This is a genomic window from Mycobacterium sp. NBC_00419 (assembly GCF_036023875.1).
GTDB lineage: Bacteria > Actinomycetota > Actinomycetes > Mycobacteriales > Mycobacteriaceae > Mycobacterium.
Genome location: NZ_CP107931.1, coordinates 779,407 through 793,917 on the forward strand (window position 1 = coordinate 779,407; position 14,511 = coordinate 793,917).

General features: G+C 67.8%; 13 protein-coding genes and 3 pseudogenes. 2 read left to right on the top strand and 14 right to left on the bottom strand.

What is annotated here, in order from left to right:
- Positions 1-29: 29 nt before the first annotated feature.
- Both OG976_RS03765 and recO read right to left on the bottom strand, forming a co-directional pair.
- Positions 30-938: a decaprenyl diphosphate synthase gene (locus OG976_RS03765; RefSeq protein WP_328363142.1), complete on the bottom strand. Its 909-nt coding sequence runs from the start codon at positions 936-938 to the stop codon at positions 30-32.
- Positions 904-1,725, bottom strand: a complete 822-nt coding sequence (recO, locus tag OG976_RS03770) for a DNA repair protein RecO (RefSeq protein WP_328358071.1) — start codon at positions 1,723-1,725, stop codon at positions 904-906. Before recO ends, OG976_RS03765 begins: the two co-directional genes overlap by 35 nt.
- 65 nt (positions 1,726-1,790) lie before the next feature.
- Here recO and OG976_RS03775 point away from each other — a divergent pair, with 65 nt between their 5' ends.
- The gene (locus OG976_RS03775; RefSeq protein ID WP_328358074.1) at positions 1,791-3,248 is read left to right on the top strand and encodes an amidase; all 1,458 of its coding nucleotides are present in this window, start codon (positions 1,791-1,793) and stop codon (positions 3,246-3,248) included.
- On the opposite strand, the gene era is transcribed toward OG976_RS03775, so the two are convergent.
- From era to OG976_RS03820, 9 genes and pseudogenes are all read right to left on the bottom strand, one after another.
- Positions 3,237-4,139, bottom strand: a complete 903-nt coding sequence (gene era / locus OG976_RS03780; protein WP_328358077.1) for a GTPase Era — start codon at positions 4,137-4,139, stop codon at positions 3,237-3,239. The genes OG976_RS03775 and era overlap by 12 nt on opposite strands.
- Positions 4,136-4,453 (bottom strand): cytidine deaminase, encoded by a 318-nt coding sequence (locus OG976_RS03785; RefSeq protein WP_328358080.1) that lies wholly within the window; start codon positions 4,451-4,453, stop codon positions 4,136-4,138. The genes era and OG976_RS03785 overlap by 4 nt, the downstream gene beginning before the upstream one ends.
- Positions 4,446-5,738: a hemolysin family protein gene (locus tag OG976_RS03790; protein WP_328358083.1), complete on the bottom strand. Its 1,293-nt coding sequence runs from the start codon at positions 5,736-5,738 to the stop codon at positions 4,446-4,448. The genes OG976_RS03785 and OG976_RS03790 overlap by 8 nt, the downstream gene beginning before the upstream one ends.
- Positions 5,735-6,271 carry an rRNA maturation RNase YbeY gene (gene ybeY / locus OG976_RS03795; RefSeq protein ID WP_167100335.1) on the bottom strand — a complete coding sequence of 179 codons (537 nt, stop codon included), beginning with the start codon at positions 6,269-6,271 and terminating at the stop codon, positions 5,735-5,737. Before ybeY ends, OG976_RS03790 begins: the two co-directional genes overlap by 4 nt.
- Before the next feature lie 15 nt (positions 6,272-6,286).
- Positions 6,287-6,610: pseudogene (locus OG976_RS03800) on the bottom strand (PhoH family protein); the annotation flags it as partial.
- 258 nt (positions 6,611-6,868) lie between these two features.
- Positions 6,869-7,699: pseudogene (locus OG976_RS03805) on the bottom strand (LAGLIDADG family homing endonuclease); the annotation flags it as partial.
- Positions 7,688-8,395 (bottom strand): annotated as a pseudogene (locus OG976_RS03810) (PhoH family protein); the annotation flags it as partial. The pseudogenes OG976_RS03805 and OG976_RS03810, both read right to left, overlap by 12 nt.
- A 56-nt stretch (positions 8,396-8,451) precedes the next feature.
- The gene (locus tag OG976_RS03815) at positions 8,452-8,859 is read right to left on the bottom strand and encodes a nuclear transport factor 2 family protein (protein WP_328358088.1); all 408 of its coding nucleotides are present in this window, start codon (positions 8,857-8,859) and stop codon (positions 8,452-8,454) included.
- Positions 8,856-10,094, bottom strand: a complete 1,239-nt coding sequence (locus OG976_RS03820; protein ID WP_328358090.1) for a cytochrome P450 — start codon at positions 10,092-10,094, stop codon at positions 8,856-8,858. Before OG976_RS03820 ends, OG976_RS03815 begins: the two co-directional genes overlap by 4 nt.
- Before the next feature lie 118 nt (positions 10,095-10,212).
- On the opposite strand from OG976_RS03820, the gene OG976_RS03825 reads away from it, so the two are divergent.
- On the top strand, positions 10,213-11,391 hold the full coding sequence (locus tag OG976_RS03825; RefSeq protein WP_328358092.1) for a LuxR C-terminal-related transcriptional regulator: 1,179 nt from the start codon (positions 10,213-10,215) through the stop codon (positions 11,389-11,391).
- A 4-nt stretch (positions 11,392-11,395) separates the two neighbouring features.
- Here the strand turns inward: OG976_RS03825 and OG976_RS03830 are convergent, their stop codons facing one another.
- Genes OG976_RS03830 through hrcA form a run of 3 tightly spaced genes read right to left on the bottom strand, consistent with a single transcriptional unit; the run spans position 11,396 to position 14,375 of the window.
- Positions 11,396-12,154: a 16S rRNA (uracil(1498)-N(3))-methyltransferase gene (locus tag OG976_RS03830; protein ID WP_328358094.1), complete on the bottom strand. Its 759-nt coding sequence runs from the start codon at positions 12,152-12,154 to the stop codon at positions 11,396-11,398.
- A gap of 4 nt (positions 12,155-12,158) precedes the next feature.
- The gene (gene dnaJ / locus OG976_RS03835) at positions 12,159-13,298 is read right to left on the bottom strand and encodes a molecular chaperone DnaJ (protein ID WP_328358097.1); all 1,140 of its coding nucleotides are present in this window, start codon (positions 13,296-13,298) and stop codon (positions 12,159-12,161) included.
- Between the two features lie 45 nt (positions 13,299-13,343).
- Complete coding sequence (gene hrcA / locus OG976_RS03840; protein WP_328358100.1) at positions 13,344-14,375, bottom strand: heat-inducible transcriptional repressor HrcA; 1,032 nt, start codon at positions 14,373-14,375, stop codon at positions 13,344-13,346.
- Between the last annotated feature and the right edge of the window lie 136 nt (positions 14,376-14,511).

The window sequence follows — 14,511 nt, forward strand, 5'->3', positions numbered from 1 at the left end:
TCGGCGAGGCGTTCGGCGAGAGCCACGGGCTAGGCGCGCCCGAAGCGCCGGTTGCGCTCGGCGTATTCCTCGCACGCGGCCCACAGGTCGCGGCGGTCGTAGTCCGGCCACAGCTTGTCCTGGAAGACGTATTCGGCGTACGCGGCCTGCCACAGCATGAAGTTGCTCGACCGCTGCTCCCCCGATGTCCGGATGAACAGGTCGACATCGGGGATGTCGGGACGGTGCAGATGCTGCTCGACCATCGCCTCGTTGACACGCTCCGGGTCGATCCGGCCCGCCGCGGCGTCCCGGGCGATCTGCCTTGCCGCTTCGGCGATCTCGGCCCGCCCGCCGTAGTTGACGCAGTAGTTGACGGTGATGACGTCGTTCTCGGTCGTCATGTTCTCGGCGATGTCGAATTCTTTGATGACGCTGCGCCACATCCGGGCCCTGGAGCCCACCCAGCGCATCTGCACGCCCATGATGTCGAGGTTCTCGCGGCGGCGGCGTACCACCTCGCGGTTGAAGCCCATCAGGAAGCGGACCTCGTCGGCGCTGCGGCGCCAGTTCTCGGTGGAGAACGCGTACACGGTCAGGTGTTTGATGCCGATCTCGATGGCCCCGCAGGTGATGTCGATCAGCACCGCCTCGCCCATCTTGTGGCCCTCGGTGCGGCTCAGCCCGCGCTGGGTGGCCCAGCGACCGTTGCCATCCATGACCACAGCGACGTGCTTGGGCATCTGGTCGGTCGGGATCGCCGGCGGCACCGCCTTGGAGGTGTGCTGCGGCGGCCGACACGGGCCGCCGCCGGGAGCAGGCGGCAATGCCGGGAAGATCACCGGCCAGCTCGAGGTGTCGGGGAACGTCGGGTAGTCGTCGGGCGCCGGGGGCAGCTGGGGGAACTGTTCCTTCCGCCTGCGCTCAGCCCCCCGCCACGAGCTGGTCACCCGGTTCATCGCCATGGGGCACATCCTGCCTGAACATCTCCTTACCGTGGGTAGCGGGCTGCCGGTAGACACGCTCCACCAATGGCAGCGTCCGAAGCTGGCGTTCCAGGTGCCACTGCAGGTGAGCGGCGACCAGGCCGCTGGCATGGCTGCGATGCGACGGCGTCGAGGACTCCGCCACCTGCCAGTCACCGTCGTGCAGTGCCGCCATCAGTTCCAGCACCGCCTGCGGCGGGGTGGTCGACCCGGAGGGCCTGCAGTGCATGCATACGCTGCCACCTGCGCCGATGTGGAAAGCGCGATGCGGGCCCGGTGCCGCGCAGCGGGCACATTCGGTCAGCGCGGGCGCCCAGCCGGCGATCCCCATGGCCCGCAACAGGTAGGCGTCCAGGACCAGTTCGCGGGGATGGGCGCCGTCGGCGACCGCCCGCAACGCCCCGACGGTCAGCCGGTGCAGTGCAGGAGCCGGCGCGTGTTCCTCACCGGCCAGCCGCTCGGCGGTCTCCAACACGGCACACGCGCAGGTGTAGCGGCCGTAGTCGCTGACGATGTCGGTGGCGAACGCGTCGATGGACACCACCTGGGTGACGATGTCGAGGTTGCGGCCGGGATGCAGTTGCACGTCGATATGCGCGAACGGCTCGAGCCGAGAACCGAACTTGCTGCGGGTACGCCGGACACCCTTAGCCACCGCGCGGACCAGACCGTGGTCGCGGGTCAGCAAGGTGACGATGCGATCGGCCTCACCGAGCTTGTGCTGGCGCAGCACGACCGCCCGGTCCCGATACAGCCGCATGAATGCCAGTTTCGCACCGTAATGCGACAACGACAGGGACCCGCGCCGTTAGTCTCGACGTCGCCATGTCTGTGAATGTGAATCCGAGCAGGTCGACACGGTTTCCGACCGTGTCCGAGCAGCTGTACCAGTTGGCCAGCGGTGCGGTGACCTCCGCCGAACTGGTACGGCGGTCCCTGCATGCGATCACCGTCAGCCAGTCGACACTCAATGCCTTCCGGGTAGTGCTCACCGAAAGTGCGCTGGCCGAGGCGGCCGAGGCCGACCGCCGCCGGGCCGCCGGTGAGCAGGCGGCCCTGCTGGGTGTCCCCATCGCCGTCAAGGACGACGTCGACATCGCAGGGGTGCCCACCTCCTTCGGCGCGGCCGGGCGGATCCGCCCCGCCACCGAGGACGCCGAAGTGGTCCGCCGGCTGCGGGCCGCGGGCGCGGTGATCGTCGGCAAGACCAACTGCTGTGAGCTGGGCCAGTGGCCCTTCACCAGCGGCCCGGCCTTCGGCCACACCCGAAACCCGTGGTCACGCAAGCACACCCCGGGCGGGTCCTCGGGCGGTAGCGCCGCCGCGGTGGCCGCAGGCCTGGTGGCCGCCGCCATCGGCTCAGACGGAGCCGGCAGCGTGCGGGTGCCCGCGGCGTGGACACATCTGGTCGGCATCAAGCCGCAGCGTGGCCGCATCTCGACCTCGCCGCTGCGCGAGCCGTTCAACGGCATCACCGTCAACGGTGTGCTGGCGCGTACCGTCGCCGATGCCGCGCTGGTGCTCGACGCCTGCTCGGGCAACGTCCCCGACGATCCGCACCAGCCGCCGCCGGTACGGATCTCCGACCACGTCGGTGTCGCCCCGGGGCCGCTGCGCGTCGCGATGTCCACCCGGTTTCCGTTCACCGTGTTCGGCGCCAAGCTGCATCCCGAGATCCGGGCCGCGCTGCAGACCGTCGGTGAGCAGCTGACGGACCTTGGCCACACCGTGATGGCGGGCAATCCCAACTACGGGCTGCGCCTGCCGCTCAGCTTCCTGCCGCGCTCGACGGCCGGGTTGCTGGACTGGGCCGACCGGCTCGGTGAGGACGTCACTTTCGACCGCCGCACCGAGGCCAATATGCGGATGGGACAACTTCTGTCGGGGTCAATGCTGCGCTGGGCTCGCCGCAGCGAACCGGCGCTGCATCGCCGGGTGGGCGCGATATTCAACGCCGTCGACGTGGTGCTGGCTCCGACCACCGCGCAACCGCCGCCGCCTGCGCGGATGTTCGACGACCTCGGACCGACGGGCACCGACCGGGCGATGATCGCAGCCTGCCCGGTGACTTTCCCGTGGAACGTGCTGGGCTGGCCGTCGATCAGTATCCCGGCCGGCTTCACCGCCGACGGTCTGCCGATCGGTGTGCAGCTGATGGGCCCGGCCAACAGCGAACCGCTGCTGGTCTCGCTGGCCGCCGAGTTGGAGGCCATCAACGGATGGGCCGACAAACAGCCGGCGGTGTGGTGGAACACGCCGACTGTCAAGGATCTAGAAGCCTAGCCGCCCAAGCTGTTTGGGATCGCGCTGCCAGTTCTTGGCGATCTTGACCCGAAGATCCAGGTACACCTTGGTGCCGAGCAGCTTCTCGATCTGCGTGCGCGCGGCGGTGCCGACCTCTTTGAGGCGGGCCCCGCCCTTACCGATCACGATGCCCTTCTGGCTGTCCCGCTCGACATAGAGCACGGCGTGCACGTCGATGAGGTCGTCACGGCCCTCCCGGCGCTCGACCTCCTCGATGACCACGGCCAGCGAGTGCGGCAACTCGTCGCGCACACCTTCGAGGGCGGCCTCGCGAATGAGCTCGGCCATGAGCACCTCTTCGGGCTCGTCGGTGAGTTCACCATCGGGATAGAACGCCGGCCCCGGTGGCAGCTGTGCTGCCAGGACGTCGATGAGGATGTCGACCTGTTCGCCCGTGGCTGCAGATACGGGAACGATCTCGGCGGCGGTATCGCCGACGAGCTCGTATACGGCGATGAGCTGTTCGGCCACTTTCTCTTTGGTGACCTTGTCGATCTTGGTGACGATGACGACGAAGGTGGTCCTGGGCGCGACGGTCCGGATCTGTTCGCAGATCCACCGATCACCGGGGCCGATCGGCTCGTCGGCGGGGATGCACAGGCCGATGACGTCGACTTCGGAGTAGGTGGCGCGCACCAGTTCGTTGAGCCGCTTGCCCAGCAGGGTGCGCGGCCGGTGCAGACCCGGGGTGTCGACCAGCACGATCTGGAAGTCCTCGCGGTGCACGATCCCGCGGATGGTGTGGCGGGTGGTCTGCGGCTGGTCGGCGGTGATCGCCACCTTGGAGCCGACGAGGGCGTTGGTCAGGGTGGACTTGCCGGTGTTGGGCCGTCCGACGAAACAGACGAAGCCGGAATGGAATTCGCTCATTGTGGTGTCCCAGCGCGGTCGGTGACGATGACCGCCGCGTCCGGCGAGAGTTCGCGCACGGCCGCGACTCCGGCGTCGTCAGAGGACCCGCCGATGAGCACCGCGGCCTCCACACCCGTTGCGCCACTGGATACCGCGGCGGCCACTGCCGCCTGCAGGGCGGTCAGCCCGAGCGCGTGCAGGGTGACCGGCGCACCGGCGTAGGTGCGGCCGTCGAGGTCGCGCACCGCCGCTCCCTGGGGGGCTTCGGCACGGCCCATGGCCCCTCGTGCAAGCACCACCAGCTTGGCGTCTTCCGCGTCGAGCTCACTCATCGGTCACCTCGTTCTCCAGTTCCGTCCTGCTGACCAGGACGGTTTCGATCCGCACTCGGCCGCGGTGGTCGCGGCGGCCCTCGGCGCGCAGCCGAAGGCCGTGCGACACCACTTCGGCATCGGGCAGCGGAACACGACCCAATTCCAGGGCGAGCAGCCCACCCACGGTGTCGACGTCGAGGTCCTCTTCGAACTCGATGTCATAGAGCTCGCCGACGTCCTCGATCGGCAGTCGCGCCGATACCCGGAACTTGTTGTCCTCCAACTCCTCGACCGGCGCCACCTCGTCGGTGTCGTACTCGTCGGCGATCTCGCCGACGATCTCCTCGAGGACGTCCTCGATGGTGACCAGTCCGGCGATGGCGCCGTACTCGTCGACCAGCAGGGCCATGTGGTTGCGGTCGCGCTGCATTTCGCGCAGCAGGTCATCGAGCGGCTTGGAGTCCGGTACGAACACGGCGGGGCGCATGACATCGCAGACGGCAGTGTCGTGTCCGCCGTTGGCGGAGTAATAGGTGCGCTGGACAAGGTCTTTGAGGTAGACGACGCCGACGACGTCGTCGACGTTCTCACCGATCACCGGAATCCGGGAGTGCCCGCTGCGCACCGCCAACGATGTGGCTTGCCCGGCGGTCTTATCGGATTCGATCCACACCATCTCGGTCCGCGGGACCATGACCTCGCGGGCCGGGGTGTCACCGAGTTCGAACACCGACTGGATCATCCGCCGTTCGTCGTCGGCCACCACGCCGCGCTGCTGGGCCAGGTCGACCACCTCGCGCAGTTCGATCTCCGAGGCGAACGGCCCGTTGCGGAAACCGCGGCCAGGCGTGACGGCGTTACCGAGCAGGATCAGCAGGCGGCTGATCGGCGTCAGAAGCACCGAAATCGCTTGCAGCGGAACCGCGGACAACAGGGCGATGGTGTAGGCGTTCTGCCGGCCGATGGTGCGCGGTCCCACGCCGATCACCACGAAGCTGGCGACCGTCATGATCGCAGCGGCGCCGACCAAGCCCCATGTCAGACCCAGGTCGTCCCATAGGAAGGCCACCAGCAGCACGGTGGCCGCCGACTCGCAGGCGATCCGCAGCAGCACAACAAGGTTGATGTAGCGCGGCCGTTCGGCCATCACCCGGGCCAGACGCAGCGCCCCGGGCCTCTCGTCGCGCACGAGTTCCTCCACGCGGGCCACCGACACCGTGCTGATGGCGGCGTCGATCGCAGCGAACAGTCCACCCAGCGCGATGAGCGCGATCGCTCCGAGCAGCGGGACGATTCCGGTCACGGTTCGTCGAAATACCGTGACTTGTCGAGCAGTCGCCGGTCCTTCTCGTTCTGGCGCTCGGAGTGATACGACTCGACCTGGTCGGCCACCCACTCCTCGAGCAGCTGACGCTGCAGGGCGAACATCTCTTTTTCCTCGTCCGGTTCGGCGTGGTCGTAGCCGAGCAGATGCAGCACGCCGTGCACGGTGAGTAGCGCCAGCTCCTGACCCAGGGTGTGGCCGGCCGACTCGGCCTGTCCTGCGGCGAACTCCGGGCACAGCACGATGTCACCGAGCATCGCCGGACCTGGCTCCGGCGAGTCGGGCCGGCCGCCGGGTTCGAGCTCGTCCATCGGGAAGCTCATGACGTCGGTGGGCCCGGGCAGGTCCATCCAGCGCATGTGCAGGTCGGCCATGGCGTTGGTGTCCAGCAGCACCATGGACAGCTCGGCGGCCGGGTTGACGTTCATCTTGCGAATGACGAACCGAGCGACACTGATCAGTTCCTCTTCGGAAACGTCGAGGCCGGATTCGTTGGATACCTCGATGCTCATGTTCTCGACCGCCGCCTAACGTCTGGGCGAGCGCCGCTGCGCCCGGTTCATCATGCCCGGCTGCTCGGCTTTCGCGTAGGCGTCGACGATCTCGGAGACCAGCCGGTGGCGCACGACATCGGCGGAGGTGAGCTGCGCGAAGTGGATATCGTCGATCCCGTCGAGGATCTCCGCAGCCGCGCGCAGACCAGAGGTTGCCCCCCCGGGCAGGTCGACCTGCGTAACATCGCCTGTGACAACGATTTTCGAGCCGAATCCCAGCCTGGTGAGGAACATCTTCATCTGCTCGGCGGTGGTGTTCTGCGCCTCGTCGAGGATGATGAACGCATCATTGAGGGTGTTATGCGTGAGGAGGAAGTCCTCCGTGACATACAACGAGTCCTGCGCCGCGACGCGGATGCAGACGGCCTCCTCGGTGCCGGCGGGTTCGATCTGATGGACGAAACGTTTGGGGTGGCCGCCCCCGGTCGCGTCATACTTCGCAGCCTTACGCTGCAAGCGGAATGGTGCGAGACCCTCCGGCAATCGGATGTCCATAACGTGCGCATCGGATCGGTAGTGGACCTCCCTGCCACGAGCAAGGCCGGGTTTGCGGCCCTCCGCTTTTCGCGTGCGGCAATACACGACACCGCCCAGCGACCGGACAAGGAAGGCAACGTCATCGCGCAGACGGTCAGAAACCGTCGTGTATTGAATCCGACAGGTGCGGCCCTCTTGAGTGACGGGACCGCCGTCGGTGTCCAGCAGTCCCTGCAACACCGCTAGCCGCACATCGATCGAGTTGAGCAGATAGTCGTTGGGGACGAACTTGGTGTTCGACCTCCTGCCGTCGAGCCCCAGTCGGCGCATCGCGCCGGTGACCGGATTCTCGATGGTGATGACTTCGCCCGGCTTCCGAATCCTGTTCAGGACGTAGTCGACCTCGGTCTTTCGTCGCGCTTGGACGCCGGGGATGAGATCGGTCAGCGCCTGGGCCAACTCGGGGTCGGTGGTAGCGAAGGTCGGGGTGGCGCGGCTACTGAAGCAGCCATCGCCCAGCAAAAGGCCTAATGCGTATGGGTCCAGCGGCACCGGTCGTGATTCAAAAGCGACGGGTGCATCGAGCAGCGGCAACTCGTACCTGTGCTGGTGGTAGGTCCGCAAATTGCCGATCATCTGCTTGGTTTCGAGAACCCGGGCAGGCCGGTTACGCCGACGATCACTTGCGGTGTAGACCGACCAGAGATGATCTCCCGACGCGAGAGTCGACGAGCCGTCCTGGGTGAAGACCCGATAAATCTCTTTGTAGCCCTGCGGATAGACGCCGAGCACCTCGGTTGGCTGACCGTCGGAGCCGATGACGAAGTCGCCGACCGCCAGCTCACCTATCGGCCGGAAACCGGAGGGCGTCAAGACATTCGTCGACAAGGGCTGAGCCCGGCCACGCATGAAAGCCAGTGGCGCAACCTCGATCACACCTGCCGTCATCAGCTTCGGGATGGCGTCGGGATCCATCATGTCGTGCAGCGCGTCATACAGCGGCCGCAGATACGGGTCGATCTTCTCGTACAGCGTGCCCGGCAAAAAGCCAAGGCGCTCACCGGCTTCCACCGCCGGGCGGGTGAGGATGATCCGGGTGACCTGCTTGGTCTGAAGCGCGCTGACCGCCTTGGCCATCGCGAGATAGGTCTTGCCGGTGCCGGCCGGGCCGATGCCGAACACGATGGTGTTGGCGTCGATGGCGTCGACGTAGCGCTTCTGGTTGAGCGTCTTGGGCCGGATGGTCTTGCCGCGTCGCGACAGGATGTCCAGGCTCAGCACCTCGGCCGGGGACTCGTTGTCCGACCCGGACACCATCGCCACACTGCGGCGCACCGAGTCCGGGGTCAGGCTCTGCCCCCCGGCGACGACCGCGATGAGCTCGGAGATGACGCGCTCGGCCAGCGCCACGTCGGCGGCCTCACCGGCCATCGACACGGTGTTGCCCCGGACGTGCACGTCGGCCGAGAGGCTCTTCTCGATCGCACGCAGATTCTCGTCAGCGGAACCCAGCAGGCCCACGACGAGGTCGGGCGGAACAGTCATGCTGCTGCGCACCTGGCCGCGATCATCAGGGCGAGCAGCGGTCGTCTCGCGGGGCGTCACGTGGTCTTCGAAGCCTGCTTCCTGGGTTCCCTGGTCAAACGTAGTGAATCCCCAGTTTACCGCGTCGTGGTGAACGCCTCGTGGGTCAGCGCCGAGTTCATGAAGTCCCGGAAGTGCAGCCACTTGCCATCCCGCAGCGTGATGATGTGGGCGAACTCCGATTCCCAGGTGTGCCCGGTCGACGGCCGCAGGAACTTCTGCTGGCCCCAGACGGCCAGGTTGTCGCCGTCGGGGATGAAGAGCCAGGGCTCCATGGCGACGATCTCGATGTGTTCGGCCACCGTCGCGAAGAACTCCAGCGCGCGTGCCATGCCCCGGTAGTCGCCGGCGTACGGGATCGCCTCGCTGCCGTAGTAGGTGATCCGGATCTCGGGATCGAGCAGGCTCACCGCGGTGTCCAGGTCACCAGCGGGAACAGCGGTGTAGATCGCCCTGGTGTTGGCGATGTTGCGCTCCTCGGTCATCGGCTCAGCTGCAGCGGTAGCCGGACGAAACCGTGGGTGAGCAGGCTCGCGGTCTGTCGCTCGCCCGGTTCCTCGGACAATCCGATCGTCGAGTACCGGTCGAGCACCGCGTTGACCACCGCGAGCACCTCCAGCCGGGCCAGTGGCGCGCCCAGGCAGAAGTGCAGGCCCTGCCCGAAGGCCATGTGCTGGCGGATGTTGGGCCGGTCCAGATCCAGGCGCTCGGGATCCTCGAACACGGCCGGGTCGTGGTTGGCCGATCCGAAGAACAACGCAACCCAATCGCCTTTGCGGATGCTGGCCCCGTCGATCTCGACGTCGCGGGTGGCGATCCGGAACAGCCGTTGCGGACCGGTGAGCCGTGCGACCTCCTCGATGAACGTGCCGACCAGCGACCGGTCGGCCCGCAGGCGGGCGGCCACTGCTGGTTCGCGCGCCAGTGCGTGCAGGACGCTGCCGATCAGATAGGTCGTGGTCTCGCTGCCCGCCACCACCAGCGTCACGCAGAGCCGCACGATCTGTTCGGGGGTCAGCCGCTGCCCGTCGAGTTCGGCGCGCAGCAGCGCCGAGATCAGATCTTCGGCATCTTCGACGTCCTGCGAATGATCAAGGCGCCCACTGTGTTCGATGACCCGTTCAGTGAACGCCTGCACCATCTCGGCGTTGCTGGCCATCCGCTCCTCGGGTGACATCGTCGAGGACAGCATGAAGGCGTTGGCCCAGTTCTTGAACCGGACGTGGTCACCTTCGGGCAGGCCCAGGAGCCGGACCATGGCCCGAGTGGGTACCTCGTCCGCAAACTGCATCACGTCGCGGTCACCGTCGCCGGTGCGGTCGTCGAAGTCGGCGAGCAGGACCGGCACCAGATCGGTCAGCCAGCCCTCGAGCCGGCGAATGCGCCGCGGCGAGAACGCCTGGCTGACCAGTTTGCGCTCCCCTGTGTGCGCGGGCGGATCGGTGTTGACCAGCATCAGGCTCGGCGCCGAGGAGGCCTCCTGGATGGGATCCCGGGAAGAGAACGTCTCGCTGTCGCGGGCCGCGGCGAAGACCTGGTCGTAGCGGAACAGGGCCCATGCCGTCACCGGCTCATCGGCTCCGGGCACCGTGCCGGGCGGCCAGTCCTGGTATCCGGCGACGGGCGAAACCTCGCGCAGGTGCTCGAAGAGCGGATAGGGGTTGGCAACCCCCTCCGGGGTGGTCAGCTGGTGAAGTGCCGATGTGGTCGTCAGGGTCATGCCACCAGCGTCGCGGCAGCCGCTACGGCGGGTCGATCTCCCAATGGAGGTCAGTTCTGCCCCCGTGCGGGCGGATTTGCCACCGGCGGCGGCGAAGCGGTGCGACGATCGACCCACTGTGAGCATTGCCAGCGAACCTCTGTCCCTCAACGCGCTCGCCGACGGCGACCACCCCGGGTGGGCATCGAAGCCCGCACCCGTGAGTCCGGTGTCGCGTCGCTACGCCGAGGCCTGCCGAGCCGGCACCGTGGAACCCGGCAGCGACCCGATCACCGCGGTCGCCGAAACAGTCGACGCCCAGGCCGCCGTCGTTCGTGACGCACTGGAGGCGGTCGGCGACGAGCGCGCGCTGGCGGCACTGGAAGCCGTACTCGACCTGTCCCTGCTCGAACGCCAGCTGATCGAGGACGGCGCGCGGCGCCGGGCCACGGCTCTGCTGCAGGTTCAGGATGGGTTGAGCAAGTTGCGGGCCGTGGACGACGTTGCGGCCATCGTCGACCGCGCGCCGCGTGAGCTCGTCGAATGTTGCGGCTTCGACCGGGCGGTGCTGTTTCGGGTGCACGACGGCCGCATGGTGATGGAGTCGGCGTACTTCGGCGACGACGTCGAAGGCGCCGAGAAGATGGTGGCCTTCGCCCAGTCGGTGTCACCGCCGCTCGACCATATGTTGTTGGAAACACAGATGATTCGCCGACATGCGCCGGCGATCGTCCGCGACGCCCGCAACGACCCCCGGGTCAACCGCCCGATCATCGACTTCTCCCTGACCCGGTCCTACGTCGCCGCACCGGTGATGCCGACCGGCCGGGTGATCGGATTCCTGCACGCCGACCGGCTGTACAGCGGCCGGACGGTCGACGAGATCGACCGCGACACGGTGTGGGCCTTCGCCGAAGGCTTCGGCTACGCCTTCGAGCGGACCGTCCTGGTCGAGCGGATGCGGCGCCAGCACGCCGAGGTCCGCACCGCGCTGGCCACCGCCGAGAAGGCGGCCCAGGCCGTGCAGGACGCCGACCTGGAACTGCGCAAAGTCGAGCCTGCGGTACGCAGCCCGGCCAGCAGGATGCTGGCCACCATGTCATCGCGGGTCAATCAGATGCTGACCCGGCGCGAGGTCGAGGTCCTGCGGCTGATGGCCGACGGACGCACCAACCAGCAGATCGCCGACGAACTCGTCATCACACCGGGCACGGTGAAGTCCCATGTGAAGCGAGTGCTGCGTAAGTTGCACGCGACCAACCGGGCCGAAGCGGCATCGATCTATGCCCGGTTGGGGAGCGCGCCCGCCGAGTTGTGACCGGTCATGACGACGGTGCCGCCCAGCGCGGTGTGAGCACGCCGAGGGCTCCGAGAGCCACCGCCGCGGCCGTCGAGGTCCGCAGCACCGTCGGACCCAGCCGGACCGTGCGGGCACCCGCAGCCGTGAGGTCGGTGAGCTCGGTGTCGCTGATGCCGCCCTCCGGTCCGATCATCATCATGATCGAATCTGCTTGGGCGACAGGAATTTCGGCCAGTGGCACGTCGGCGGACTCGTGCAGGGCGAGTACCACCGCACCGGCGGCGACCCGGTCGGCGACCAGGGTGGCCAACGCTGCCGTGGCGACCGGTCCGCTGACCTCAGGGATCCACGCCCGGCGGGACTGTCGGGCAGCCGAGCGGGCCACCGCACGCCAGCGCCGCAAACCCTTGTCGGCGCGCTCGCCGTCCCAGCGGGCCACGCAGCGGGCGGCCTGCCAGGCGATGAAGGCATCCGCACCGGCCTCGGTGGCCAGTTCGACCGCCAGCTCCGACCGCTCGGACTTGGGGATGGCCTGCACGATGGTCACCTCGGGGACCGCTCGCGCCGCGGACCACCGCTGGAGCACCGTGGCCGTCAGGCCGCGCTTGGTCGCCGATTCGACCTCGCAGCGGGCCATCTCGCCCGCCCCGTCGGAGAGCACGAGCACTTCCCCGGGCCGGATGCGGCGCACGGTGGCGGCGTGGAAGCCCTCGTCGCCCTCGACGACGGCGCTGGCGCCGACAGCCGGGACGGCGTCGGTGTAGAACAGCGTGTCGGCCAACGCGTCAGCGGCCGCTGAAGGTTTCCCGCAGCCGGCTGAACAGCCCACCGGCGTTGGCGGTCTGCGCGTGTGCGGAACGGACCGCGGCCTCTTCGAGGCTGCGGGTCTTGACCTCGGTCAGCAACTCCTTAGTACGGGCGTCCAGCTTGGTCGGGATGCTGACCTCGATGTGCGCGTGCAGATCGCCGCGGACACCGGAACGAAGGTGCGGCATACCGCGGCCACGCAACGTGGTCACCGAACCGGGCTGGGTACCGGGCGGGATCGTGATCTCGGTCAGCCCGTCGAGGATCGCGTCGACGGTGACCGTGGTGCCCAGCGCCGCATCGGCCATCGGCACCGACACGGTGCAGTGCAGGTCGTCACCGTCGCGCACGAAGATGTCGTGCGGCTGCTCGTGGACCTCGACATAGAGATCGCCTGCAGGACCGCCGCCGGGTCCGACCTCACCCTGGGCGGCCAGCCGCACCCGCATGCCGTCGCCGACGCCGGCCGGGATCTTCACGCTGATGTCGCGGCGGGCCCGCACCCGTCCGTCGCCCCCGCACCGATGGCAGGGATCCGGGATGACCTCACCCACACCGCGGCACTGCGGGCACGGGCGTGACGTCATGACCTGGCCCAGCAGCGATCGCTGAACGGTCTGCACCTCACCGCGCCCACCACAGACGTCACAGGTGACCGGGGTCGAATTGCCGTGGGTGCCCTTGCCCTGGCAGATGTCGCAGAGGACCGCGGTGTCGACGGTGACCTGTTTGGTCACCCCGGTCGCGCACTCGGACAGATCCAGTCGCATCCGCAGCAGCGAATCCGAGCCGGGCCGCACCCGGCCGACCGGACCACGCGATCCGGTGCCACCGCCGAAGAACGCCTCGAACACGTCGCCGAGCCCGCCGAAGCCGCTGAAGCCGTTGGCCGCCGCGCCGTTCTCGAGCGGATCGCCGCCGAGGTCGACGATGCGCCGCTTCTCGGGATCGGACAGCACCTCGTAGGCGGCGCTGATCTCTTTGAACTTGTGCTGGGCTTCTTCGTCGGGGTTGACGTCGGGATGCAGCTCGCGGGCCAGCTTCCGATAGGCGCGCTTGATCTCCTGATCGCTGGCGCCGGTGCTCACCCCGAGCAAGCCGTAGTAGTCGCGTGCCACCCTTGACCTTTCGAAAATCTCGCCGTTAGCCGGCTCCGCTTGGGCCTATCGGCCGCCGAGAACCTCGCCGATATACGTCGCAACCGCCGCGACGTTGGCAATAGTTCCCGGATAGTCCATTCGCGTCGGCCCCAACACACCCATGCCGCCGTACACCGTGTTCGAGCTGCCATAGGTCGTGGTCACCACCGAGGTACCGACCATCTGCTCGGCCTCGGTTTCGTGACCGATACGCACCGTGACTTTACCCGCCTCCTGCTGGGCGGCGAGCAGCCGAAGAACCACCACCTGCTCCTCGAGCGCTTCAAGCACCGTCCGCAGCGACCCGCCGAAATCAGCGGTGTTGCGGGTCAGGTTCGCGGTGCCGCCCATCAACAGCCGCTCCTCGTTGTGCTCGACCAACGACTCCAGGAGCACCGTCGCCGACCGGCCCACCGCGTCGCCCAGGCCGCCGGACCCGTCGAGCCGGGCCGCCAGGTCGGCCACTGCCACCGAGGCCGCCCCGAGTCGCTTGCCGTCGAGCGCCTGGCCCAGAAGTTCCCGCAGCTGCGCAAGCTGATGGTCGTCGATGGCGTCACCGAGTTCGACGATGCGCTGGTCGACTCGGCCCGAGTCGGTGATGACAACCATCAGCAGTCGGGCCGGGGTCAGGGAGACGATCTCGAGGCGGCGGACCGTCGAGCTGGACAGCGTCGGGTACTGCACGATCGCCACCTGCCGGGTCAGCTGGGCCAGCAGCTTCACCGCGCGGCGCAGCACGTCGTCGAGGTCGACCCCGGTCTCCAGGAACTGCAGGATCGCGCGCCGCTCCGACGACGACAACGGCTTGACCTGGTCGAGCCGGTTGACGAACTCCCGATAGCCCTTCTCCGTGGGCACCCGGCCGGAGCTGGTGTGCGGCTGGGCGATGTAGCCCTCGGCTTCCAGCACGGCCATGTCGTTGCGCACCGTGGCACTGGACACGCCGAGGTTGTGGCGGTCGACGAGGGCCTTGGAGCCGATCGGCTCCTGGGTCGCGACGAAGTCGGCGACGATGGCACGAAGCACCTCAAAGCGACGGTCGTCAGCACTTCCCATCTGGTACACCTCCAAGTCGTCTCCATTTTAGGGGCATCATCTGCACAATTAGCACCCAAGCCCGGAGAGTGCCATCCCGCGTCTCAGGGCGTCACAGGTCGGTCACCAGCGCATCGAAGTTCGCCCAGCGCTGGCA